The sequence below is a fragment of the Actinoplanes sp. NPDC048796 genome, assembly GCF_040650035.1.
In the GTDB taxonomy this organism is placed as follows: domain Bacteria; phylum Actinomycetota; class Actinomycetes; order Mycobacteriales; family Micromonosporaceae; genus Actinoplanes.
Window position 1 is genome coordinate 183,318 of the sequence record NZ_JBEZGO010000009.1, and the last position, 23,278, is coordinate 206,595.

The window sequence follows — 23,278 nt, forward strand, 5'->3', positions numbered from 1 at the left end:
ATCCGCGGGCAGCCTCGGCCGGCAGCTGAGGCTGCGGCTCGGCGACGGCATAACAGCGGATCATCGGAGTGCTCCCGGTCTCGTGTGACGGCGTTGGTGCTGGTGATTAACGTAGAGCGGCCGCCGGGGGATCGGCAAACATATTATTCCGCCGGCGGACCGGGGCGTTTCGCGGCGGCCCGCGGGGGAACGGAAACGGCTCGTGGAGAGTGGACAACTCATCGGCGACCGGTACCGGCTTCGGGAACGGCTCGGCCGCGGCGGCATGGCCGTCGTCTGGCGGGCCGACGACGAGGTGCTGGGCCGCGAGGTGGCGGTGAAGGTGCTGTCACCGGACCTGGCCGGCGACCCCGACCTGCGACGGCGGATCCGGGACGAGGCGCGGGCCGCGGCCCGGCTACGGCATGTGAACGTGGTCGCCGTCTACGACTACGGTGAGTTCGGCGAGGGCGGGCACACCCTGTCGTACGTCGTGATGGAACTCGTGGACGGCCGGACCCTGGCCGACATGCTCACCGGCGGCCCGCTCCCGTGGAAGGTCGCCGTGCTCGTCGGCGCCCAGGTGGCGGCCGCGCTGGCGGCGGCACACGCCGACGGTGTCGTCCACCGCGACGTGAAACCGGCGAACATCATGGTCACGGCGAGCGGCGTGAAACTCGTCGACTTCGGCATCTCGGCCACGGTCGGCGCCCTCGACGGCCAGGACGGCCAGGTCCTGGGCACGCCCGCCTACCTGGCGCCGGAGCGCATCGCGGGCGGCCCGGTCCGGCCCGCGACCGACGTCTACGCCCTCGGCCTGGTGCTCCACCTGGCCCTGGCCGGCCGGATGCCGTGGGACGCCTCGACGGTCACCCAGATGGTGAAGGCACATGTGTACGCCAAGCCGGCGCCGCTGCCGGCGATCGCCGGCCTGCCATCGGCGGTGACCCGGCTGGTGGCGCGCTGCCTGACGAAGAACGCCGCCGACCGGCCCAGCTCGATCGAAGCCTCGGAGGTGCTCGGGGAACTCGCCGGCCTCCCGCCGGCTTCCCTGATGCGCCGCGCCGCCGGCCCGGCGTTGTCACCGCCGAAGGCTCCGGCCCGCCGCGGCCTCACCAGGCCGCCGGCGTTCCCCGCGCCACGGCGTACCAACCGGGCCCACCAGGACACCACCGAATGGCCGGCCGTTCCCGCCAGCCAGCGCACCAGCGATCTGAGTGCCGCCGACCAGGCCACCGGCGGATCGTCGACAGCCGCCCACCAGAAGACCGGCGAGCTGGCGGGTCCCGCCGGCCAGGACACCAGCCGGCTGTCGGCGGTTCCCGCCGGACGACGCCCCCAGGACCGGTCGGCAACACCCGCACGCCGACACACCGGCGGACCGGCGGCGGCTGTCGGCCGGCGCAGCAGTTGGATGTCGGTGGTTTCCGGCCGTCGGCGCTCCCCCAAGCTGTTCATCGCCGCCGGTGTGGCCGCCGGGATGCTGACCGCGGGTGGTGTCTGGTGGGCGGACAGCCCACCGTCGCAGCCGGCCCAGGCGGCCGCCGTTCCATCCGCGCCCTCCACCGGCACGATCAGTTCACCCGGCGTAACCCGGCCGGCCGACACCGGCGCCGCCGACTCACCCCGCGCTACGCAGCCGGCTGGGGCCGCCAAGTCGCTCCGTGCCGCTCAGCCGGTCGCCTTGCCGCACAGCGGCGCGGCCAATCCGGCCGGTGCTGCCCCGCCGGCTCGACCCGCCGTACGCACGGTCGCTCTCGACACCGGGCCCGGCCCGGCAAAGGCTGAAGCGAAGGGTAAGGCGAGGGGAAAGGGAAAGGCGCCGAAGAAGCCCCACCCCGCCCACGGAAAGAAGCCCGGCAAGAAGTGACCCATAGGCGAAGGCGGCGGGGAGGCCGAACGAGCGTACGGGAAAAGCCCGGCCAGAAGTGACCGGCGGCGAAGGCCGCGGGAGACCGGACGTTTGAGGGCCGTCGCGGAAGGTACTTGCCCGAGCATGGAATATCGCACGCTCGGGCGCAGCGGATGCGCCGTCTCCTCGCTCTGTCTGGGAACGATGACCTTCGGTGACGAATCCGACGAGAAGGTGTCGCACGCCCAGCTTGACCGTTTCGTCGAGGCGGGCGGGACGTTCGTGGACACCGCGGACGTCTACTCGGCCGGTGAGTCGGAACGGATCATCGGCCGTTGGCTGGCGTCGCGGCCGGCCGAGGTCACCGGGGCGGTCGTGCTCGCCACCAAGGGACGGTTCCCGATGGCGGCCGACCCCAACGGCGCCGGTCTGTCCGCGCGCCATCTCACCCGCGCCCTCGACGCCTCGCTGTCCCGGCTCGGGGTCGAGGCCGTCGACCTCTACCAGGCTCACTCGTGGGATCCGTTCACCCCGCTCGAGGAGACCCTGCGTACCCTCGACGGTTTCGTCCGGGCCGGGAAGATCCGTTACTACGGTTTCTCGAACTTCACCGGCTGGCAGCTCACCAAGGCCGTCGCCCTGGCCCGCGAGCTCGGGCTGGCCGGCCCGGTCACCCTTCAGCCGCAGTACAACCTGCTGGTGCGCGAGACCGAGTACGAGATCGTCCCGGCCTCGCTCGACGCCGGCATCGGCCTGCTGCCGTGGAGTCCGCTGGGTGGGGGCTGGCTGACCGGAAAGTATCAGCGCGATCAGCGGCCCACCGGCGCCACGCGGCTCGGGGACAACCCGGAGCGGGGCATGGAGGCGTACGACCGCCGCAATGTCGCCCGCACCTGGGATGTGGTCGACGCCGTGCAGCGGATCGCCGAGGATCGTGGCGTGTCGATGGCCGAGGTGGCGCTGGCCTGGGTGACCGACCGGCCCGCCGTGACCTCGACCATTCTGGGCGCCCGCACCCTCGACCAGCTCGAGGCCAATCTCCGGGCGGCCGGCCTTCATCTCACCGCCGAGGAGACCACGGCCCTCGACGAGGCGAGCGATCCACGGCCGAACGACTACCCGTACGGTCCGCTCGGCCTCAACCAGCGAAGCCGCACTTTTTAATCATGCATTGAGAGGCTTCAATTGCGGGGGTACGATTGGGAGCGCTCCCAACTCCCCGGAAGGAAGCCTTGTGCCTCTCCCCCGAATGATCCCCGTCGCCGCGGCGGCCGTGTGCGCGACCGCCGCGGCCGCCGTCGCGCTCGCCTCGAGCCCGGCCACGGCCGGAACTCTGTCCGGCACCCTCTACCGCGACCCCAGCACCGCCGTCGCCCGCTGGGTCAGTGCCAACCCCAACGATTCCCGTACGGCGTTGATCAGCTCCCGCATCGCCAGCCAGCCGGCCACGCGCTGGCTGTCCAACTTCAACGTCGGCACCGTCCAGTCCGAGGTCTCCGGCTATGTCGGCGCGGCGGTCGCGGCCGGTCAGGTTCCGGCGCTGACCCTGTACGGCATCCCGAACCGCGACTGCGGCGGCGCCAGCGCCGGCGGCGCGCCCGACCTGAACCAGTACCAGGCCTGGATCAACAACATCGCCGGCGGGCTGGCCCGGCGTACCACGCTGATCCTGCTCGAACCCGACTCGATCGCCCTGCAGACCTGCCTGAGCGCCAACGAGATCACCGCCCGCAACCAGGCCCTGGCCACCGCCACCCGCACCCTCAAGGCGGCCGGGGCCAAGGTCTACCTGGACGGCGGCCACTCGGCCTGGAACCCGGCCGGCGAGGCGGCCAACCGGCTGGCCAACGCGGGCGTCGCCGACGCCGACGGCTTCTACTCCAACGTCTCGAACTTCCAGTCCACAGCGAACGAGACGGCGTTCGGCCGGTCGGTCCTGAGCGCCCTGTCCGGCCGCGGCATCAACGGCAAACGCCAGGTCATCGACACCAGCCGCAACGGCGGCGCGGCCGGCGACTGGTGCGGCGACGACAACACCGACCGCCGCATCGGCCGCTACCCCACGCTCGACACCGGCGACGCCAACATCGACGCGTACCTCTGGGTGAAGCCCCCGGGCGAGGCCGACGGCTGCCGGTACGCGGCGGGATCGTTCCAGCCCGACCTGGCCGCGAGCCTGGCCACCGGAGCACCGCTCCCGCCGACCACCACCCCGCCGACCACGCCACCCACCACCCCGCCGACGACCACGCCCACCACGCCGCCGGTGACCACGCCGTCGGCCGGCGCTTGCGGCGCGACGTACGTGACGTCCAGCGCCTGGCAGGGCGGTTTCCAGGGCCAGATCACCGTCAAGGCCGGCGGCAGCGCGATCAGCGGCTGGTCCGTCTCGTGGACCCTCGCCTCCGGCCAGTCGATCAGCCAGGTCTGGGGCGGCAACCTGACGGTGTCCGGATCGACGGCCACCGTCCGCAACGCCGCCTGGAACGGTTCCCTCGCCCCGGGCGCCAGCGCCGAGTTCGGCTTCATCGCCTCCGGCTTGGCCGGCTCACCCTCCCTCACCTGCACAGCCTGAATCGCATCGCGCACCCCGGCCGAAGCGGCCGGGGTGCGCGTCGTTCTCAGGACCGGGCGGTCGCGGTGACCACCACGTTGTCGCGGTAGTGGCGGGTTTCCGGGTCGAAGGGGCCGCCGCAAGTGATCAGGGTCAGCCGTGGAGCGCCGTCCCGGGCGAAGTACTTCGCCAGCGGGATGGCCGTCTTGCGGTAGCGCTCGCGGGCCACCACCTCGAACGTACGGTCCTTGCCGTCGGCGCCCGTCAGCGTGACCGCGTCACCGGGCTTCAGAGAGCCGAGCCGGAAGAAGGCTCCTTTCCCCTCAGCCGCGCTGTCCACGTGGCCGGCGACCACTATGGAGCCCGCCGTCGCCGAGAAGCCGGGACCGTACCGGTACCACCCCACCCGGTCCACGCTCGGCGGGACGGCGAAGTCGCCGGTCGCCTTGTCGATGCCGACCGCGTCGACGCGCGCGTCGAGGTCGAGTGCCGGGACGCGCAGCCGGGCCGGCGCGTCGGTGGCGGAGGCGCGGGGCAGAGCACCGTCCGCGACAGGCACCGCCGAGGAGGTCGCCGGCGAACTCGTGGGCGGGGTGGAGGCGAGCGTGGTCACGGCCGGTGCTCCGAAGTCGTCCGCGGGCTCGGCCCGGCAGGCGGCCACACCCGCCGTGACGGTCAGGGTCAGGCCGGCCGTGAGCAGAAGCAGGGCACGCCCCGGCCGCGGCCGGGGCGTGCCGTCTCGGTCCGAGACGCTCATCGGCGGGCGGTGACCAGCCGGGTCAGGCCGGCCATGGCCAGCAGGATGCCGACCGCCCCGACGCCGTACCACGGCAGCGAGCCGTTGCCGTCGGCCTGGCCGCCGTCGCCGCTGGGCACGCCGCCGGGCGCCGAGTGCAGGCCCGTGATCGACTGCGAGACGATGCCGAGCGTCTTGCCCTCGGCCGAGCCGATGGCGTACACGATGGTCGCCGTTCCTTCCTTGAGGTCAAGGTCGGCCGGCCCGAGTACGCGGGTCTGCGTGCCCGCCAGCACCACATCGGCCGAGACCGTGCCGGCGTCGACGTCCGCCTTGCCCTCCTTGCCGTTCGTCACGTCCTCGAAGACCGGCTTCCCACCGGCCCGCACGTCGACCGCCGGGGCCGCCGCCGTGTGCCGCACGATCAGCCGCGCCTTGCCGGCGGCCAGCTTGCCGGTGTCGTTCACGAACGGCGTCAGCGTCGGCTTGCCGTCCGCCGAAAGGTGAGCGACCAGGCTGATGTTGGCGCCACCGGGCACCTCGGCGTCGTCGACCTTCAGCAGGGCGCTGCCGATCGCGGCGCCCGGTTTGGTCAGCGCGATGTCGTACTGTCCCGCGGGCAGGCTCAGCGGCCCGGCGACCTTCCCCGGCTGGAAGTCCGGAATGGTCTTCTTCCCGTTGACGTAGACGTCCACCGCCTGACCGGGAATGCCGTGCACCACTGACACCTGAGAGTTCGCCTTGGCGTAGGCCGGCGACGTCCCCAGCGCCGCGGCCCCACCGAGGGCGAGCATGGTTACCGCGCCGATGGTGACCGCACGGCGGAAAGGCAAAGAGCGCATCGTGTCCTCCACGGGATCGTCGTCGATGTCGTACGCCCTGTCCTTCGTCACCACCCCAGCGAACGGATGCAGCCCCCCAAAACTTTTCTGACAAGCGCCGTCGGCACATCGTGGGGTCAGGTCGCTCGTGGAAGCGGCAACAGAGAGAAGCCGGCAAGACCCAACCCCGGCCAACCGGAGCGATCCCCTATGACGGACATCGTTCGACCGAGTTCATCCCCCGTATGGCGGCTCGCCGAGTGCATGTCTGAGACGATTGATTACCTCATCGACGGTGAAGTCCCACCCGGTCAGCCGCTGGCCACTCCAGTTGATGCCCACGCGGAAGTCGTCCTGGGCCAGGTCGGGCAGCGCCGCATCCCGCCAATGATCCAACGGCATCGATACGACGCGAAATTGAGGACCCCATAAATTGGCGGCCCGCTGCGCACGGGCTTCCGACGACCAATATGGGAAAACCGGCCGCCCGGAACTCGAGACGGGGGTCGGGCTGCCGCCGTCGTCCCGAACCCACCAGACAGTATGAGTTTGAACGATCTCGCGGAAGAAAGCCGCCGCCTGAGCTCCGCTTGTGCTCACCCGAATCCTCCCCGACCGTTACGAATCGAACTCAGCGCTTGAGCGCCACGCCAAGGGTTCCAGCACCGCCCCTCTTCACGGCATCAGTAACCGGGCGGGAGCCTACGGTGTCCGCCAGGATCCATGAGGACGTGATCCTCTGGCCACCGAGGTGTCAGCAACATACCACCATCTCGCTCGGGAATCGGTTCGTGGCTCAGCTCCATTGATTCCCACGATCCATCTTCGCGCTGGCGCCGAGGAGCCATTCCACGTTTCATGCGGCTGATGTTTGCGGCTTCATATTGATCTGCGGCGTCCGGCTCCGCAGCTTCATTTTTCCAGAACCTTTTGCGCATGGTGGACATGGACGGATCAACACCATCTTTATTGGGCTTGGAATAATCTTCGCCCAATTTCCAGCGCCCACCGCAGTTATGTACGAGCACCGACGTTGTGCCGGCGAGCACGTAATACGTGTGCAGGTCGGCGACGGTGAGGTCGTGCATCGGCTGGGCGCCGGCGAAAGTGCGGCTTGCCACGACGGATGCGGGGGTGGTACCCGTGTGCAGGCGGGTGCCGGGGGTGAGTTGGGCCGCCTCCTGCCAGTCGCCGGTGGTGGCGTTCCAGATCTTGTGTTTCTGGGTGGTGTGCAGGACCGCTCGGCCGTTTTTGGTGGCGACCGTGACGTCGGTCAGGTGGGTGTCACGGTGGACATGCAGGGCTGTGACGACGCGGGCGCCGGTCAGGCCTGTGCCGGGGTCGGTGGTGCGTACCCGGTCGCCGATTTTGACGTTCTTGATGGGCTTTGTGGAGCCGTCCGCCATCAGCACACGGGTCTGCGGGGCGAAACTGTGCGGTTCGGGCCTGAACGAGACCGGGCACGAACCGCCGTCCGATGCCGAATCTTGGGCCTTCCGGCCGGTCGGGGCCCGGGGGCCCGCCTCGCCGCCGCGGTTGACGGTGGGCTTCGAGACGTGTTCGGGGGCCGTCTTGGCCGGTGAGATGTCGGAGCCGCGTGGCGGGGCCGGCCGGGACGGGCCGGGGGCGGCCGTCGTGTCGGGGGTGGCGCCCTTGCTCGGCTTGCCCTTGCTGCTGCGGCCGGGGATCATGCCGTCGGTGGCGGCGGTGATCGCCACCTGCTTCAGGTCGATGGTGCCGGTGGTGATGAACTGGTTGACCGCGTCCTCGACGCCGGAGAGGGCGGCGTCGCCGGCCTTGCTGATCAGGGTGCGGCCCAGGCCGGCCCCGGCCTTGGTGACCAGCGGGCCGACCAGCTTGCCGACCACCTGACCGCCGAACGGGCCGCCGAGCAGGCCGGTCACCGCTCCGGAGCCCAGTGACTGGGCCATGTCGCCGAAGTTCTTGATGTCGCCCTGGCCCGCGTCCTTGGCCAGGTTGATGATCGCCGCCGAGCCGACCACGCAGGCCACCGCGGCCGTTCCGGCCGTGGCGGCCGTGCAGGCCAGGCCGGCCAGGATGGCGCCGCCGAACGCGGCGATCTCGATCAGCGTGTCCTTGTGTTTCTTGACGAACGCCTTGGCGTCGCGGATCGCCGCCGCGGGATTGGTGACGGCCTTGGTCGCCGTCCGCATGGCCGCGGCGCCCTGCTGTTTGAGTCTCTTGACGCCCTGGTCGTAGTGCTGCTTGGCCCGGGCCGCCTGTGTGCCCATCCACTTCTTGCCCTGGTCCCACTTGGTCTTCAGGTTCTTGGTGGTGCTGGCCAGGGATTTGTAGGTGGAGGTGTTCTTGACCCGCTGGGCCAACGGCTTGGCCGCCTGCACGGCGACCTTCACGATCGGGATCGACGTGACGGCCTTGGTCACCTTCTTGAAGGTCTTCTTCAAGATGTCCGGCCACTGGCCGGTGGTGTCGGTGTCCAGCAGCGGCGAGTTGTCGGCGTACGCGAACCGGTTGGCGCTGACCGGGTCGGGAACCGGGTTGTTGGCCACCGAGTCGCGCGAGTCGAACTGGCCGGTGTCGGGGTTGTACCAGCGGGCGTGCATGTTGACCCGCCCGGTGCTGCTGTCCGTCCACTCCTGCTGGAAGCCGAGGGAGCCGCTCATCGCCGTCGCGCGCAGCGGCTTGCCGAGCGGGTCGAACATCGCCGAGCCGGTCAGCGTGGTCCCGGCGCCGGTGAACTGCCCGACGTGGTCGGTGTGCTGGTCGGTGTAGGAGTACCGGCCGTTGCCGGTGCCGAACAGATCGTCGGACGGGTCCCGTACGTACCCGGTGGTGCCGTCCGTGGCGAGGTTGTTGCCCAGGCCGCTGTAGCTGAATCCGGTGCGCAGGACCCGGCCCAGGCCGTCGTACGCGTACGTCTGGGTGCCGCCGCCGTTGGGCGCCTGCTGGCTGATCGCCTGGCCGAAGGCGTTGCTGCGGGTCAGCGTCGTCGTGCCGTTGACCACCGCCTGGGCCAGCGTCCCCCGTGCGGTGTACGTGTACTGGGTGCCGTCGCTCGACGAGGTCAACTGGTCGCGCGCGTCGTAGGCCAGCGTCCGGTTGCCGATCCTCGTGCGGTTGCCGGCCAGGTCGTACTCGTAGCGGACCGTGGTGACGCCGTTGTTCCAGGAGGTGAGCTGGTCGGCCAGGTCGTACGTGTAGGAGTTCTCGGTGGTGCCGCCGAACCCGGTGGTGGTCTTGTCGGTCAGGTTGCCCTTCTTGTCGTAGCCGTAGTCGATCGCGGCCACTTCGGCCCCGGCCGACGTGTGCAGCTGGTCGCGGGACAGCCGGCGGAAATCGTCGTACTCGAAGGTTCGGGTGTTGCCGCCGGCGTACGCGATCGAGGCCGGCTGGGACAGCACGTTGTAGGCGAAGGCGGCGGACAGGCCGGCGGTCTGGTTCGTCAGCGTGCGCAGCCGGCCGGCGTTGTCGTACGTGTAGGCCGTGGTGCCCGACGCGTCGGTCCGGCCGGCCAGTTTCCGGTCGGGCGTGTAGCTGAAGGTGCCGGCGCCGGACGGACCGGTCGTGCCGCGCAGCAGGTCCCGGTCGTCGTAGGCGAAGGTGTCGGTGCCGCCGGGCGCGGAGACCGAGGTCATCCGGTCGCCGGCGTCGTAGCCGAAGACTCGGTCGGTGGTGTCGGCCTCCGCCCCGGCGCCGGTCTGCCGGGTCAGGTTGCCGCGGGCGTCGTACTCGTAGCCGACGACGACTCCGCCCGGCGAACGGTCGGTGGCCACCTGTCCGGCGGCGTCGTAGGCCCGCGTGAAGGTGCGATCGGCGGGATCGGGATAGCGCGCCGTCGGCGGCTCGATCACCGACTCGGCCAGGTTCATGGCGTTGTAGGTGGTGTAGAACGCGTTGCCGCGCCCGTTGGTGAAGCGGGTGCGGTTGCCCAGCGCGTCGTAGCCGAAGCTGGTCTGCATCGCCTCGGTGGCCGACACCGGCTGCCGTTCCGAGGTCAGCAGGCCGGTGGCGTCGTAGGTGAACGTCGTGCGGGTGCCGCGCTCGTCGACCTGGGCGGTGGTCTTGCCTTCCAGGTCGTACTCGGTGAACGTGCCGGCCAGGTAGTCGCCGTCCGGTGCGAGCTCGTAGGTCTCCACCGGCCGGCCCGCCTTGTCGAACGCGAGGCCCGTCTCGGTGCCGTTGGGCAGGATGGTGACGTTCTGGCGGCCGAGCCCGTCGTAGTAGAGCTTGGTGACGCTGCCGGCCTGGTCGGTGCTGGAGACGACCTGGCCGGTGGCGTTGTAGGTCTGCGAGGTGGTCACCCCGGCCGGCGAGGTGACCGACCCGAGCCAGCCGCCGGCGTTGTACCCGTACCGGGTGGTGTGGTTGGCGTTGTCCTGCCGGACGACCTCGGTGCTGGTGAGTTTTCGGCCCAGGTAGTCGAAGGTGGCCGTGTCGACGGCGCCGGTCGGGTCGGTGATCGAGAGCGGGTCGCCGGCCAGGTCGTACGTGTGCCTGGTGACCGCGTTGCCCGGCGCGGTCTCGGTCGCTACGCGGCCGAGCTGGTCGTAGGTGTACGAAGTGGTGCGCCCGAGCGCGTCCGTGACCGTCTTCAGCTGGCCGAGCGCGTCGTAGGCACGGGTGGACTGGGGCGTCACCGCGGCGCCGCCGGGCGGCGTGTAGGTGGGCAGGACGGTGGCGATCGGCCGGTTGGCCGCGTCGTAGCGGGTCGTGGTGACATGGCCGGCCGCGTTCCGGACCGCCACCGCGTTGCCGTACGTGTCGTAGCCGGTCGTGGTCGCCGCCCGGGCCGCGACGGGCTGGGTGCCCGCGGTCTCGGTCATCGCCGCCGGCGCGGTGACCACCGTGGGCCGGCCGGCCTCGTCGTAGGTGTAGTCGGTGGTGTCGCCGTTCGGATCGGTCGAGGCCAGCACGAGGCCGTCCTCGTCGAGCCGGTACGAGGTTCGGATGACCCGCGCGTCGCCGCCGGGGCCACCGCCGTCGCGGACCGCGGCGACCTCGGTCGCGCTCAGCGCCTTCTGGTAGAGCTGAACGTCGTCGATCTGGCCCGACCAGAAGTCGGTGACGGCGCCGTTCCACCGCCCGGCGCCGACCGTGACACCGCCGGAGGAGCCGAACGGGCGGGCCGCGGCGTCGGTGTCCTGCAGGGAGCCGTTGACGTAGAGCCGCATCGTCTGGGCGTCGGCGTCGTACACGCCGGTCAGGTGGGTCCACGTTCCGGCCGACGGCACCGAGGTGGAGGTGGAGGCGACCGCGGCCGGTGAGGCGGTGTCGTACTGGCTGGTGATGAACTGCCACCGGTTGGCCGGGCCGTCGTAGCGCAGCTGGAACGGGCTCTGTTTGAGCCCGTCGGCGCTGACGGCCTGGCGCGTCTGCCCGGTCGCGCCGAGCTTGACCCAGGCGGCGACGGTGAAACCGCGGGTGGTGTCGACGGGCGTGGCCGCGCTCGTCAGCCGGCCGTCGGCGCCGTTCAGCACGGCCGCGCCGCCGCGCTCGGCGGAGAACGTGACGCCGCCGGCCGGGGTGAGCTTGCCGTTGCCGACCTCGTCGGCGGCCCGGCCCTCGGTGAGCCCGTCCAGCTTCCAGCGGGCCGCCCGGTCGGCGCCGGTCAGCCACAACGCCTCCGACGTCTGGTTGCCGGCCCCGTCGTACGCGTAGCCGATCCGCTCCAGCACCGGCCCGGTCCCGGCCCGGCGGTTCGTCGCCGTCAGCGCGTCGTCGCCGTTGTACTCGTGCTCGGTGACCTGGTTGACGCCGTCCGGGTCGAGCGTCGACGAGGTGGTCCGCCCGGCGGCGTCGACCGCGTACCGGGTCACCGTGACGCCGTTGTTGGTCTTGCGCTCGGTGAGGTTGCCGGCGGCGTCGTACGTGTTCTGCTCGACCACGAAGGAGGCGCCGGTGGCCGGGTCGCGGCGGGTGGTCGATCCGTTCAGCCCGTTGTCGGTGTAGGTGTAGGCGGTGACCCAGTTCATCGCGTCGGCCTCGGTGGCCAGCCGGCCCGCCGGGTCGTACGTCTTGGTCAGCACCGTCACGTCGCGGGCCGGCGACGGGTTGTTCGGGTCGCCGGTGAAGTCCTCGAGCACGGCCGAGGTCAGCTGCCCGTCGGCGTCGTAGGTGTTGCGGGTGACGTCGCCGTCCGGCTCGGTCTCGGTGACCACGTTGCCGAACGCGTCGTAGGTGTAGAAGGTGCTGTGCCCGGTGGAGTCGACGGTCTCGGCCTGCTGCCCGTGGGCGTTGTAGACGCTGAAGACGGTGCGCCCGGCGTCACCGCCGGTGCTGTCCTGCACGTGCTGCTCGACGAGATAGCCGTCGACGTCGTACGCCATCGAGGTCGCCGCGGTGTGCGCCACCCCGGTGATCCGGTCGGTGACCTTGGGCTCGACCTTCCAGATCACCCGGCTCAGCGCGTCGTAGCCGTACGACGTCGTGCGCCCCTGCGGGTACGTGGACGTGGTCACCGTCTCGTCGGTGACCCGCCCGGCCAGGTCGTACACGAAGGACGTGCGCTTGCCCGACGGCTCGGTCCGGGCGGCCACGTCGCCGTTGCTGTAGTAGGCGATGGTCTGCCGGTTGCCGGCCGGGGTGGTGATGGACGTCGGCAGGCCGGCGGGAACGAGACCGCCGCCGGTCGCCGCGCCGGTGCCGTCGGAGTACGCCGTCCGGGTGACCCGGCCGAGCGGGTCGGTCACCGCCGTCCGGTTGCCCTTGGTGTCGTACGTGTAGGTCGTCAGATAGCGGTTGTCGGTGGCCGACGACGAGCGCCCGTCGCGCGTGGTGAGCAGGACGTCGTTGCGCGGATCGGGCGTGAGCTGGGCGGTGGTCGCGTCCGGGTAGTAGGTGTTGTAGACGGTCGAGCACCGGCCGGCGGACTGGTCCTGGCAGGTGGTCGTGGAGACCACGTTGCCGCGGACGTCGTGCTCCTCGGTGGTCACCGCGCCGTTCGGGTCGGTCGTGGTGCGCGGGAAGCCGCCGGAGTCGTACCCGTACTTCGTGGTCTTGCCGAGGGCGTCGGTCGAGGAGATCTTCCGGTCGGTGTCGAGCTCGTGCACGTCGGTGAGCCACTTGCCGCCCGGATCGGTGGTGATCACCGTCTTCACGGGCGGTCCCGGCGTCTTGGCCCGGGCGTCGAACTGCGTCTTGACCTGGGCGGTCGACAGTTCCGAGCGGTAGTAGGCGAACTCGGCCAGGTAACCCGGGAAGAAGCCGTTGGTGCTGTCCGCGGCCGCCGACGGCCAGTTGAGCGTGGTGCCGGCGCCGACGTACGGGTTCCAGGCGTCGGTCGCCTCGACGGTGCGGTCGACCGTGCCGGCCGGCCGGCCGTCGAGGTAGAGCGTGGTGCTGCCGGTGCCCGCGGCGAGCGCGACGTGGTGCCACTGACCGTCGTTCACCGTGCCGCCGGTGGTGATCGGCGTGGCGCCGTCGCAGTAGCAGAACTGGCCGCGCACCTTGCCGTCACGCCCGACGTAGAGGGCCGGCACCCAGGCGTCGGTGTCCTCGTCGGGATCGTTCCAGATCTCGTGCGACTGGAACGAGTACAGCACGCCGCCGGTGCTCGCCCCGGCGTCCATCTTGAACCACAGGCTCACCGACACCGGCCCGGACCGCGGCACGTTGCCGTCGCCGAGCGCCACGTACGACGCCTCGCCGTCGAAGGAGGCGACCTTGTCCTCGAACGGCCCGCCGGTGTTGCCCAGGCCGACGTCGCTGTAGTGGGCGTCGTCGCCGATGACCTCGTTGACCGGCCGCCAGGTGCCCGACTCGGCGAACCGCCAGTAGTCGGCCGGCCGGGCGGCCAGCACCGCGGCCCGGTAGACCTTGCTCGAGCCCGAGGTGGTGGGTTTGCCGAGCCGCCACACGCCACCGTTGATGTCGGTGACCGTGCTGACCGTGCCGTCGGCCCGGTCGTAGTCGATGGCCGCTGTCGCGTTCCCCGACGGGCGCAGGATCTTGATGACCGGGTGCGAGTCGGTGGTGCCGGAACGGTACAGCGCGGCGATCTCGTCCGCGGTCAGCGGGCGGTCGAAGTGGGCGGCCTCGGCCAGCTCGCCCTTGAAGAAGCTCGGCACCGCGGCCGACGAGGGCTGGTCCGGCCAGCCGTTGCCGTTGAAGCCGGCGCCCAGGTAGCGCCGGGTGGCGCCGGACAACGCCGAGATCGCCAGCGCGCCGGTCTTCGTGCCGGCCTCGGCGCCGTCGAGGTAGAGCCACTGCTTGCCCGCGCCCGCCACCAGCACGGCCTGGTGCCAGCGGCCGTCGTCGACGGCGGCCGGGGTGGCGATCGTCGTCTTCGACCCGTCCCACAGGCCGCCGTGCAGCCGGCCGCTGGCTCCGATGTAGAGGGCGGGCGTGTAGTGGCCGGTGGTGCTCGACTTGGTGACCGGGTCGGCGGAATAGCCGTACAGCACGCCGCGGTTGCCGGGCTCGGCCCGGAACCACAGCGACAACGACTGCACGCCGGCCGACGCGCCGAGCGGCGACGGGAGCTCGACTCGTGACGACGTTCCGTTGAACGCGGCCGCGGTGGCCGACGCCCCGGTCAGCGGGCCGGGCCGGCCCAGCGTCACATCGACGTAGCCGCCGTTGTCCAGGCCCTGGTTGGCCAGGACGGCGCTGGTCGCGGTGGCGCCGCCGGTGTCGGTCAGGCGCCAGTAGGCGTCGGGGCCGGCGTTGGCGACGATGGACGGATGCTGGGAGGCGGACGTGTGCTCGTACGCCGTGCACTTGCCGTCGTTGTGCGGCGGGCAGACCCGGGTCAGCTCGTCGTCCGGCCCGTAGTGGTACTCGTGGGTGTAGCTGGTCTCCGGGTCGTCCGGGTCAAGCCGTTCGGTGCTGACGTACCGCACGTGCCATCGCCCCGAACCGGTGGACATCCAGTCGATCCACAGGCGACGGCCGGAGGCGGCGGTGATGGATTTGGTACGCCCGTCGGCGTACTGGAAACTCAGCGCGCGGTTCTGCACGTCCGTGATGGAGGCGATCCGGTACCGGCCGGCGCCGGCGGCGGCGGTGAACACGTACGCCGTGCCGTCCTTGTCGATCAGGCGATAGCCCCCGCTGACCGCGGTGAAGGTCGCGAACCGCCCCGGCGGCGGCACGAACGAGCCGTCGCTGTTACGGCCGAAGCCGACCTCCTGCCCGTTGGGGTAGGTGACCACGACGCCCTGCAGCGCGCCGGCCCGATCGCGCGCCTCGGTCGCCTTGGCGTCCAGGATGCTCGACCAGCCGGCGCCGAACGCGGTGTCCCGCCGGACGTCGAGCGTGTTGTAGAAACGGTCCATGGCCAGTGACGGCCCGACGGTCGGCACGGTGACGTCGGTGACCGTGGTGGTGTAGTTACGGGTGTCCGGGTCGAAGCCGCGATCGCCGTTCTGCGACAGGCTCATGGTGATCAGGGACTGCGGGAACCGGGGCAGCAGCGCGTTGGTCTCCTGGGACGTGCTCACGGCCGCGCCGTCGCTCGCGGTGGCCGTCCAGGTGTAGGTCTGGCCCCACTTGAGCGCCCCGGCCGGCACGGTCCAACTGCGTGACGACCGGGTGCCGGACTGGGCCACGGCCGTGCCGGCCGCGTTCGTGACGGTGAACGCGTACGTGGTGGCGTTCGGGCCACCGTCGGGATCGTTGCCGGTGACCATCAGCTCCGGCGTCAGGGTGGGCACGGTGGCGCCGGTGCCGGGGTACTGGGCGTCGATCTGCGGCGCGACGTTGCCGGCGGCGGCGAGCGCGGCGGCGGCCCCGCGGGTGACGATCTTCGGGCTGGTGGACTTCTCGACCTGCCGTTGCGGCCGGCTGGCGGGCGGCAGAGCGCCGACGCCCTTGCCGGGTTTACGCCCCGCTCCCCCGTCGGCCCGGGTGTCGGCGGCGGAGGCCGGCCCGGCCCGCAGCGGCCCCCCGTCGAGCTGCCGCGGGACGGGTTTGGCGGCCACCGTCGGCGGGGATTGGAAGTACGCCTTCAGCGATCCCAGCATCGAGACGACGGACGGCCCGCGTTCCAGCTCGCCGGCCAGGTGAAGCGGGACCGCCCCACTGATGGTCAGCGACATCGACGCGAACAAGCCCAGAATTCGTCGTCCGGCGGCCATGGCACTCCGTCCCCGATCGTCATGGCCGCGTTCTGCGCGCCGTGCACAGTGGAGCCGCTTGATCGACTGCCCGGCTAGTGTTCGGGCCGGGCCCGTACTGTTCGGAACGATCTCGAACAGGCCGAACGACCAGCGCCGTCAGCCAAAAAAATCATGTGCGCTATTTCACCGAGTCGGATAAGCGCACCGTAGTCAGACAGCTACAATCCGTTTCCGAAACTCCGATGGAACCGGCGAAAGGGGGCGGCGCTCAGCATGCCAACTACTGAGGGTCATTCCGCCTTCGTCACGGGAACGGCAGATCGGGGTGTAGCAAGGTGAGGCCGGCCGCACCCATTGGCCGACTCGCGTCGATCCGGCTCACGCCGAGCCCTGCCCGGGCCGATCGCCGCGACCATGAGCGTTCAGAACACCATGAAGGCATCCGGGGCAGGGACGGGGGAACCACCATCGGCTCACGTACGCAGTGGGCCTTGGGGTGAAGCCGCTCCGCGCGGCCGGGCAACCTTCCCGCCCGAACCCGACAGCTAACCTCGCAGGCGTGCCGGAAGGATCTCCCTACCGTGCACGAACAACGTTCGAGCCGGCGCCGCATGGCCGCCGGCACCATCGCCCTGTCGCTGAGCCTGGGCGCCGGGCAACTGGTCGCCGCCTCCAGCGCCACGGCGGCACCGATCTCCACCGCACAGCTCGCGGCCGTGGCCGCGGCGAAGAAACAGGTCTCGATCCGCACCGCGATCAGCGCCCGCACCATCGCCATGGGCCGGTCGACGAGGATCACGGTCTCCTACCGGAACCCCGCCAACGGCGCCGCGGTCAACTCCGGCACGGTGCGGCTCCAGGCGTACCGCAACGGCAAGTGGGTCACCTGGTTCGCGAAGAAGCTCACCAGTAAGGGCACCGTCGCCTTCACCCCCGCGCCGAAGGTCACCGGCTACTTCCGCACCGTCTACAGCGGCAACAGCGCCTTCGCCGCACGCACCGGCGGAAAACTCAAGGTGACCGTCGTCCGTGTCTCCTCGGGCCGGAGCGCGAAGATCCTGGCCGAGGCGAAGAGGCACGTCGGCAAGCTTTACCTGTACGGCGCGGCCGGCCCCAACCGGTTCGACTGCTCCGGCTACACGATGTACGTCTACCGCAAGTCGGTCGGCGTCAAGCTGCCGCACAAGGCCAACTCCCAGCAGCGGTACGGCCGGGCGATCAGCAAGGGCGCCAAGCAGCCCGGTGACCTGCTCATCTCGCGCCGGGGCTCGTACGGCTACCATGCCGCCGTCTACGCCGGAAACGGGTACATGTACGACTCGCCCCACACCGGCGCCCGGATCAGCAAGCGTAAGATCTTCAACGCCAACTACGTGGTCCGCCGCCTGGCCTGACCGCCACTCCCGCGGCCGGCGTCAATGGGGATGCCGGCCGCGGGAGCGGTTCAGGCGCTCGGAAACAGTGCCGCCAGCGCCGCGTCCGAGGCGGCCAGGGCGGTCCGGTCGAAGGTGCTGCCGGAGGTGACGAGCTCGGCCGCGCCCGTACGGTCAAGCAGCTCGGCGAGCCGGCTCTCCACCTGCCGTGGCGTGCCGGCGATGGCCGCCGCGACGGTCTGCTCCAGGTATTGCCGCTGGCGCGGCGTGCGGTCGGCGGCCTTGGCGACGGCCACCGGTTCCAAAGGCGGAAACACCCCGGTCGTACGGCTTCGCGCCATCGCCCACGCCTCCGGAAGGAGCAGATCGGCGGCCTCGGCGGCGGTGTCCGCCACCAGCACGTCCAGGCTGATCGCCACCCACGGCCGCTCCTGCCGCGCCGACGGCCGGAACTCACGCCGATAACGCTCCAGCGCGTCCAGCCTGTCCTCCCGCAGAATCGGGCCACCCACGATCACCGGCAGCCCGAGCGCCGCCGCGACCTCCAGCCCACTACCCGTCGCCAGCACGAACAAAGGCACGACGCCGTACGGCCGGGGATGCAGCCCGATCTCCGACGTCCCGTCGAGAAACCCGCGCAGCTCCCCCAGGTCGGCGGCGAAGTCCCGCTCCACCTGCCGAAGCGCCCGCCGCACCGGCGCGGTGAACCCCGGCGACCGCCCCAGCCCCAGATCGACCCGCCCCGGCGCGAAGGCCGACAGAGTCGCGAACTGCTCAGCCACCACAAGCGGCTGATGATGCGGCAACATCACCCCGGCCGACCCGACCCGGATCGTCCCGGTGGCCCCGGCCACGGCCGCCAGCAGGACAGCCGGCGCCGACCCCGCGATCCCCGGAACGCCATGATGCTCGGCCACCCAGAACCGCCGATACCCGAGCCGCTCGGCCCGCGCCGCCCGCGCAACCGTCCCACGAAGCGCTTCCGCCTCGGCTTCACCAGCACGCGTACGGGACCGGTCAAGAAGCGAGACCTGAAACCGAGAGTCGATCACCAACCTTCCAGCACCCTCCGGTGCCGGGTTGTTCCTCCCCCGGCCGAAACAAAGGCCCAGCTCACACCTCAGAGCCGGCCGAGATCGACCTCGACCGGGAACGGCGCGGTCACCTTCACGACGCCGGTGAAGACCTCGCCGTCACGGTAGCGGCCGGCGGCCGGGTCGAGGACGTACGTGTAGACCAGCGGCGCCCCGGTGGCGGCCTGCTCCACGCGCCAGTAGAACTGGATGCCGGCCCTCGCGTACTGGTCCGCCTTGACGACCCGGTCGGTCGTCTCCGTTCCCGGGGCTACGATCTCGGCCACCAGGAGTACGTGCTCGGGGCGCGTCGGAGTGACGTCGATGGTGTCCGCGCGATACACCGTGACGTCAGGGCGGAGGTTGGTCAGCGGAGCGTCGCACAGCCGCACCTCGACATTGGTGTCGGCGTTCCAGCCCGGGCCCACGGCGGTGTCCCACGCGTTCGCCAGCAACCTGGCCAGGCGGTTGTGCCGCTTGGACGGGCTCGGGAGTGGGTGGACCACCCCGTCGACGATCTCGATGCCCGTGCGGCTCTGCGCTGTCCACGCGTCGTACTGCTCCAGCGTGATCTGCATGGGCACTTCTTACACCCCGGCGGCGGAACGGTAGCTCCGACACGATGACGGCCGCGACGATGAGGGCGCCGCCGGTGAGGGCGCCCGCGGTCAGGCGTTCGCCGGCCAGGCGGCCGATCAGGGCGGCCCACACCGGCTCGCCGGCGTAGATGACCGTGGCTCTGGTGGGTGGGACCGCGCGCTGGGCCCAGTTCATCGTGACCTGGATGAGTGCGCTGGCCACGCCGAGAGCGCCGGCGATCGCGGCCAGGGTCCACGAGGGGGCGGGCAGCGGCTCGCCGGCCAGAGGGCGCACCGCGAAGCAGATCAGGGCGCACACCGCCACCTGGACGACGGTGACCCGCCGGGCGTCGACCGTGCCGGCGAAACGTCCGATGAGCAGGATCTCGGCGGCGATCGCGACCGTGCCTATCAGCGTCACCACCTCGCCCGCGCCCAGGCTCAGCCCGGCCGTGGCGGCGCCGGTGAGCAGCAGCAGGCCGGCGAAAGCGCAACCGATCCCGGCCCACGTGCCGGCGCTGGGCGTACGGCGGGTCGTCGCCCACAGCCCCAAGGGCACCAGCGGCACGTACAGCGCCGTGAGGAACGCCGACGTGGAACTCGGGATCGACTGGAGCCCGACGGTCTGCAGCCCGTACCCGCCGGCCAGCGCCACGCCGACGACGGCGCCAACCGCCAGTTCGCGCCGGGTCACCTGTCGCAGGGCTCGTGGGGACAGCGCCGCCAGGGCGAGCGCGGCCACGCCGAAGCGCAGGCCGACGAAGGACCACGGCCCGGCGACGGCGAGCCCTTTCTGCACCGTGCGGAAGGTGCCGCCCCAGACTGCGGTCACCGCGACAAGAGCCCATTCTTTCCTGACCATGTACGCCACGGTGCCGAGCCCACCGTCCGTACACAACTAATGGAGATCAAGAGGCATCGGAGGCGCAACTATTGTAAGAAGGTGCCCACCTTGGACGAGAAAGATTGCGCGATCCTCGACCTGCTGCAACAAGAGGGGGATCTGCCGAACATCGAGCTGGCCCGCCGGCTCCAGCTCTCGCCGGCGGCCACCCTGCGGCGGGTGCAGCGCTTGCGCGCCGAAGGCGTGATCACCGGGGTACGGGCTCTGGTCGACCCTGAGAAGGCGGGCGCCCGGGTCGAGGCGTTCGTGCTCGTGGCCCTCACCGAGCACTCCGACGAGGGTGACGCCCGCTTCGCCGAGGCCCTGGCCGCCATCCCGGCCGTCCTGCGGGCCGACGCGGTGACCGGGCCCGAGGACGTTCTGCTGCACATCGCCGCCGCCGACGCCCGCGAACTGCAGCAGGTGCTGCGCTCGCTGACCCGCGTGGGCGCGCGCCGCCTGACCACGCTGCTGCGGCTGGAGGCCGTCAAGGAACCGGCGCCGGTTCCCGCGAGGCCGGCCGGCTCACAAGTCCGGAGCGCCCTTCCACGTGGTGGCCAGCTCCCGGCGTGAGGTGACGCCCAGCTTGGTGAAGATCTTGCGGATGTGCCACTCGACGGTGCGAGGGCTGAGGAACAGCGCCGCGCCGATCTCCGCGTTGGTACGGCCGTCGACGGCGAGGCGGATGATCGACGTTTCCTGGGCGGTCAGATCCCGGCGCGCGTCGGCGGCCGGGCGGCGGACGTTCTCGCCGGCGCCGGCCAGTTCCCGGCGGGCCCGTTCGGCGAAGCCCTCGGCGCCCATGGTGGTGAACGCCTGGTGGGCGGCGCGCAGTTCGACCCGGGCGTCGGCGTCCCGGCCGGCCCGGAGCAGCCATTCGCCGTACAGCAATCGGGCCCGGAAAGCCTCTGTGGTCGTCTCGGTGACCGACAGGTGCTCGATGGCCTCGCGGTAGCGGTCCTCGGCCGTGGCGGCCGGATCGGCCAGCGCGTCGGCGATCGCCTGAGTTCCCCGGGCCCATCGGGTACGCACGTCGGCCGTCCGCTCGGCGAGACGGTCCCGCGCCTCGACCACGATCTCCCGCTCGCCCAGGCGTGCCGCCGCCTCCGCCATCTCGCGCAGGGGAAAATGCGGAAGACCGAGGTCGGTGTACGCGGTGGCCTCCCGCGCCGCCTCCAAAGCGGCCCGATGGTCGCCGATCCCGTTGTACAAAGCGGCTTTCACGTGGTGGGCCAAGGTGTGCAGGCGGCCGTCACCACGGGTGGTGGCGTCGCGCAGCTTGGCCTCGATCAGCTTGCGGGCCGGCTTCTCCTGGCCCCGGTAGGCGGCGAGGGCGAGCCCGGCCGACTGTTGCAGCGGGGCGGCGGTGGCCCGGGTCATGGCGTCGCCCTCGTCGAGCAGGTTCGCGGCGTCGGCGAACCGCCCGGCGTACAGCAGGCTGCCCGAGCGCAGGGTCAGGGCGGCCGGCAGCAGCCGGAGCACACCGGTGCGCCGGGCATGGGCGACGGCCTCGGCGCTCAGCCGGTACGCGAGGTCGATGCGGAACAGCTCGTGCACGGCCGGCTGGATCAGCCAGAGCAGTCCGATGTGCTCGGCCGGGTTCAGCGCGTCGAGGGCACGTTCCAGCAGCGGGCGGGAGGTGGCCCGATCGTCCAGGATCCAGGAGACGAGACCGGTCAGGAGCAGGTCGGGGAACGACTGCCCGGCGGCCGGTACGGCGCGAGCGGCCCGGGCCGCGGTCCGCAGGTCGTCGCCGCCGAAGCGGCCCGCGTAGACGGCGGCGCCGATCGCGCTCAGGAAGGCGTCGCGGGCCGCGGCCGGGTCGAGCGGTTCCAGGCGGTGGGCGGCCGCCAGCAGCGGCGGCCCGGCCGCGCGGCCCGGGGTGAGCATGAACATGACCTGGGCCCGCAGACGTTCCACGCGGGCCTGGTGCAGGGGGTCGATGGAGCCGAGCTGGGCCGCGCCGAGCAGTTCGGGCACGCGGGAGTACGCGCCGGCGTCGAGCCGGGCCGAGGCGGCCGCCACGAGCAGGGCACCGCGGTGGGCGCCGTCGAGGGTGAGCTCGGCCGCGCGTTCGAGGAAGGCGGCCGCGGCGGACGGGCCGCCCCGGGCCAGGGCGCGGCCGGCCGACTGTTCGAGTTCGGCCGCGACCGCGTCGTCCGGGCCGTCGGCCGCGTGGGCGCGATGCCAGGCGCGCCGGTCGGGGTCGCGCTCCGGGTCGGTGGCCTCGGCGAGCGCGGCGTGCACGGCGCGGACCTCGGCGATCCGCCCGCAGCGCCAGGCGGCCGAGCGGACCAGCGGATGCTTGAACCGGACGCGGGTGTCGACGTCGATGAGCCGGGCGGCCTGGGCCGGCTCGGCGGCGTCACGGCCGACCCCGAGCTGTTCGAGGGCGCGCCACAGCAGCTGGGCGTCACCGACCGGTTCGACGGCGGCGGCCAGCAGCACGGTGCGGGTGTCGGCGGGCAGCGCGGCGATCCGGCGCTGGAAGCCTTCCTCGAGCCGGCTGGTCAGCGGCATCGGGTGGTAGCCGCCGAACCCGAACGCCAGTTCGGCCGGCGACATGTTGCGGGGCAGCTCGATGAGCGCCAGCGGGTTGCCGCGGGCCTCGGCCACGATCCGGTCCCGTACGCCCGGGTCCACCGGCCCGGTCAGGGTCGCGTCGAGCAGGGCGCGGGCGTCGGCGTCGGGCAGCCCCTCGATCAGCAGTTCGGGCAGGCCACCGAGGGTGTTCCCGTCGTCGGTGGTGCGGGCGGCGAAGACCAGCGCCACCGCTTCGGTGTCGAGGCGCCGGGCGACGAAGCTGAGAATGACGGCGGACATGGCATCGATCCACTGCACGTCGTCGACGACACAGAGCAGCGGCCGCCCGGCCCCGGCCTCGGCGAACAGCCCGAGCACGGCCAGCCCGACCAGCAGCTGGTCCGGCGCGTGACCGCTGCCGAGCCCGAACGCGGTGGCCAGCGCGTCCCGCTGCGGCGGCGGAAGCCGGTCGAGCTCGCCCAGCAGTGGCGCGCAGAGCTGCTGAAGCCCCGAGTAGGCGATCTCCGACTCCGACTGGACACCGGCGGCCCGCAGCACCCGGGCGAAGTCGGCCCGGTCGGCCAGATGGTCCAGCAGCGCGGTCTTCCCGCACCCGGCCTCGCCTCGCAGCACCAGCGCTCGGCTGCGCCCGCCGCGCACCTCACGCAGCAGCCGCTCGAGCACGTCCCGCTCCCGCCGCCGCCCCCGCAGCTCGGCGCGCCCGCTCCCCTCCGGCATGCCCCGAGCCTAGCCCGCAGTGGATCACCGGCGACGATGCGCCGACGGCGTGCCGGATGCCGACCCCGGGCGCGGGTCGGCTCTGGCCGTGGGTGTGCCGTTACGCCGCCGGGCTCTAGCGCCAATCG

General features: G+C 71.7%; 12 protein-coding genes, 1 pseudogene and 1 riboswitch. Of the genes and pseudogenes, 5 read left to right on the forward strand and 8 right to left on the reverse strand.

The features are described 5' to 3' along the window. The first annotated feature begins 202 nt into the window (after nt 1–202). From AB0C26_RS32160 to AB0C26_RS32170, 3 genes are all read left to right on the forward strand, one after another. Complete coding sequence (locus AB0C26_RS32160) at nt 203–1,849, forward strand: protein kinase (protein WP_360255144.1); 1,647 nt, start codon at nt 203–205, stop codon at nt 1,847–1,849. A gap of 126 nt (nt 1,850–1,975) precedes the next feature. Next, a complete protein-coding gene (locus AB0C26_RS32165) occupies nt 1,976–2,995 on the forward strand; it encodes an aldo/keto reductase (RefSeq protein ID WP_360255147.1) in 1,020 nt (339 codons plus the stop codon). Between the two features lie 70 nt (nt 2,996–3,065). Further along, nucleotides 3,066–4,406, forward strand: a complete 1,341-nt coding sequence (locus AB0C26_RS32170; protein ID WP_360255149.1) for a glycoside hydrolase family 6 protein — start codon at nt 3,066–3,068, stop codon at nt 4,404–4,406. Between the two features lie 46 nt (nt 4,407–4,452). Here AB0C26_RS32170 and AB0C26_RS32175 read toward each other — a convergent pair whose 3' ends face one another. The 4 genes from AB0C26_RS32175 to AB0C26_RS32190 all read right to left on the reverse strand — a co-directional run bounded on the left by AB0C26_RS32175 (nt 4,453) and on the right by AB0C26_RS32190 (nt 16,000). Then, entirely contained in the window at nt 4,453–5,142 is a 690-nt protein-coding gene (locus AB0C26_RS32175) for a class F sortase (RefSeq protein ID WP_360255151.1), read from the reverse strand. Next, nucleotides 5,139–5,915, reverse strand: coding sequence for a DUF4397 domain-containing protein (locus tag AB0C26_RS32180; RefSeq protein WP_360255508.1), 777 nt, complete (start codon nt 5,913–5,915; stop codon nt 5,139–5,141). Before AB0C26_RS32180 ends, AB0C26_RS32175 begins: the two co-directional genes overlap by 4 nt. 261 nt (nt 5,916–6,176) lie before the next feature. Further along, complete coding sequence (locus tag AB0C26_RS32185) at nt 6,177–6,542, reverse strand: DUF2750 domain-containing protein (protein ID WP_360255153.1); 366 nt, start codon at nt 6,540–6,542, stop codon at nt 6,177–6,179. A gap of 83 nt (nt 6,543–6,625) precedes the next feature. Beyond that, nucleotides 6,626–16,000 (reverse strand): LamG-like jellyroll fold domain-containing protein, encoded by a 9,375-nt coding sequence (locus AB0C26_RS32190; protein WP_360255155.1) that lies wholly within the window; start codon nt 15,998–16,000, stop codon nt 6,626–6,628. 409 nt (nt 16,001–16,409) lie between these two features. Then, nucleotides 16,410–16,556: riboswitch (cyclic di-AMP (ydaO/yuaA leader) on the forward strand. 7 nt (nt 16,557–16,563) lie between these two features. Between AB0C26_RS32190 and AB0C26_RS32195 the strand changes: the two genes are divergently transcribed. Continuing rightward, entirely contained in the window at nt 16,564–17,376 is an 813-nt protein-coding gene (locus AB0C26_RS32195) for an NlpC/P60 family protein (RefSeq protein WP_360255157.1), read from the forward strand. A gap of 50 nt (nt 17,377–17,426) precedes the next feature. On the opposite strand, the gene AB0C26_RS32200 is transcribed toward AB0C26_RS32195, so the two are convergent. The 3 genes and pseudogenes from AB0C26_RS32200 to AB0C26_RS32210 all read right to left on the reverse strand — a co-directional run. Then, on the reverse strand, nt 17,427–18,407 hold the full coding sequence (locus AB0C26_RS32200) for an MsnO8 family LLM class oxidoreductase (protein WP_360255159.1): 981 nt from the start codon (nt 18,405–18,407) through the stop codon (nt 17,427–17,429). A 68-nt stretch (nt 18,408–18,475) separates the two neighbouring features. Continuing rightward, a complete protein-coding gene (locus tag AB0C26_RS32205; protein WP_360255161.1) occupies nt 18,476–19,006 on the reverse strand; it encodes a Uma2 family endonuclease in 531 nt (176 codons plus the stop codon). Nucleotides 19,007–19,058: 52 nt separating this feature from the next. Beyond that, a pseudogene (locus tag AB0C26_RS32210) lies at nt 19,059–19,868 on the reverse strand (DMT family transporter); the annotation flags it as partial. A 90-nt stretch (nt 19,869–19,958) separates the two neighbouring features. Between AB0C26_RS32210 and AB0C26_RS32215 the strand changes: the two are divergent. Then, on the forward strand, nt 19,959–20,462 hold the full coding sequence (locus tag AB0C26_RS32215) for an Lrp/AsnC family transcriptional regulator (RefSeq protein WP_360255164.1): 504 nt from the start codon (nt 19,959–19,961) through the stop codon (nt 20,460–20,462). Here the strand turns inward: AB0C26_RS32215 and AB0C26_RS32220 are convergent. After that, nucleotides 20,415–23,150, reverse strand: a complete 2,736-nt coding sequence (locus AB0C26_RS32220; protein WP_360255166.1) for an AAA family ATPase — start codon at nt 23,148–23,150, stop codon at nt 20,415–20,417. The genes AB0C26_RS32215 and AB0C26_RS32220 overlap by 48 nt on opposite strands. Nucleotides 23,151–23,278: the final 128 nt, after the last annotated feature.

What these genes read in the sequence shown, in the direction of transcription:
- AB0C26_RS32205 (WP_360255161.1), bottom strand. Translation starts at nt 19,006, where the DNA reads ATGCAGATCACGCTGGAGCAGTACGACGCGTGGACAGCGCAGAGCCGC.
- AB0C26_RS32165 (WP_360255147.1), top strand. Translation starts at nt 1,976, where the DNA reads ATGGAATATCGCACGCTCGGGCGCAGCGGATGCGCCGTCTCCTCGCTC.
- AB0C26_RS32190 (WP_360255155.1), bottom strand. Translation starts at nt 16,000, where the DNA reads ATGGCCGCCGGACGACGAATTCTGGGCTTGTTCGCGTCGATGTCGCTG.
- AB0C26_RS32220 (WP_360255166.1), bottom strand. Translation starts at nt 23,150, where the DNA reads ATGCCGGAGGGGAGCGGGCGCGCCGAGCTGCGGGGGCGGCGGCGGGAG.
- AB0C26_RS32180 (WP_360255508.1), bottom strand. Translation starts at nt 5,915, where the DNA reads ATGCTCGCCCTCGGTGGGGCCGCGGCGCTGGGGACGTCGCCGGCCTAC.
- AB0C26_RS32175 (WP_360255151.1), bottom strand. Translation starts at nt 5,142, where the DNA reads ATGAGCGTCTCGGACCGAGACGGCACGCCCCGGCCGCGGCCGGGGCGT.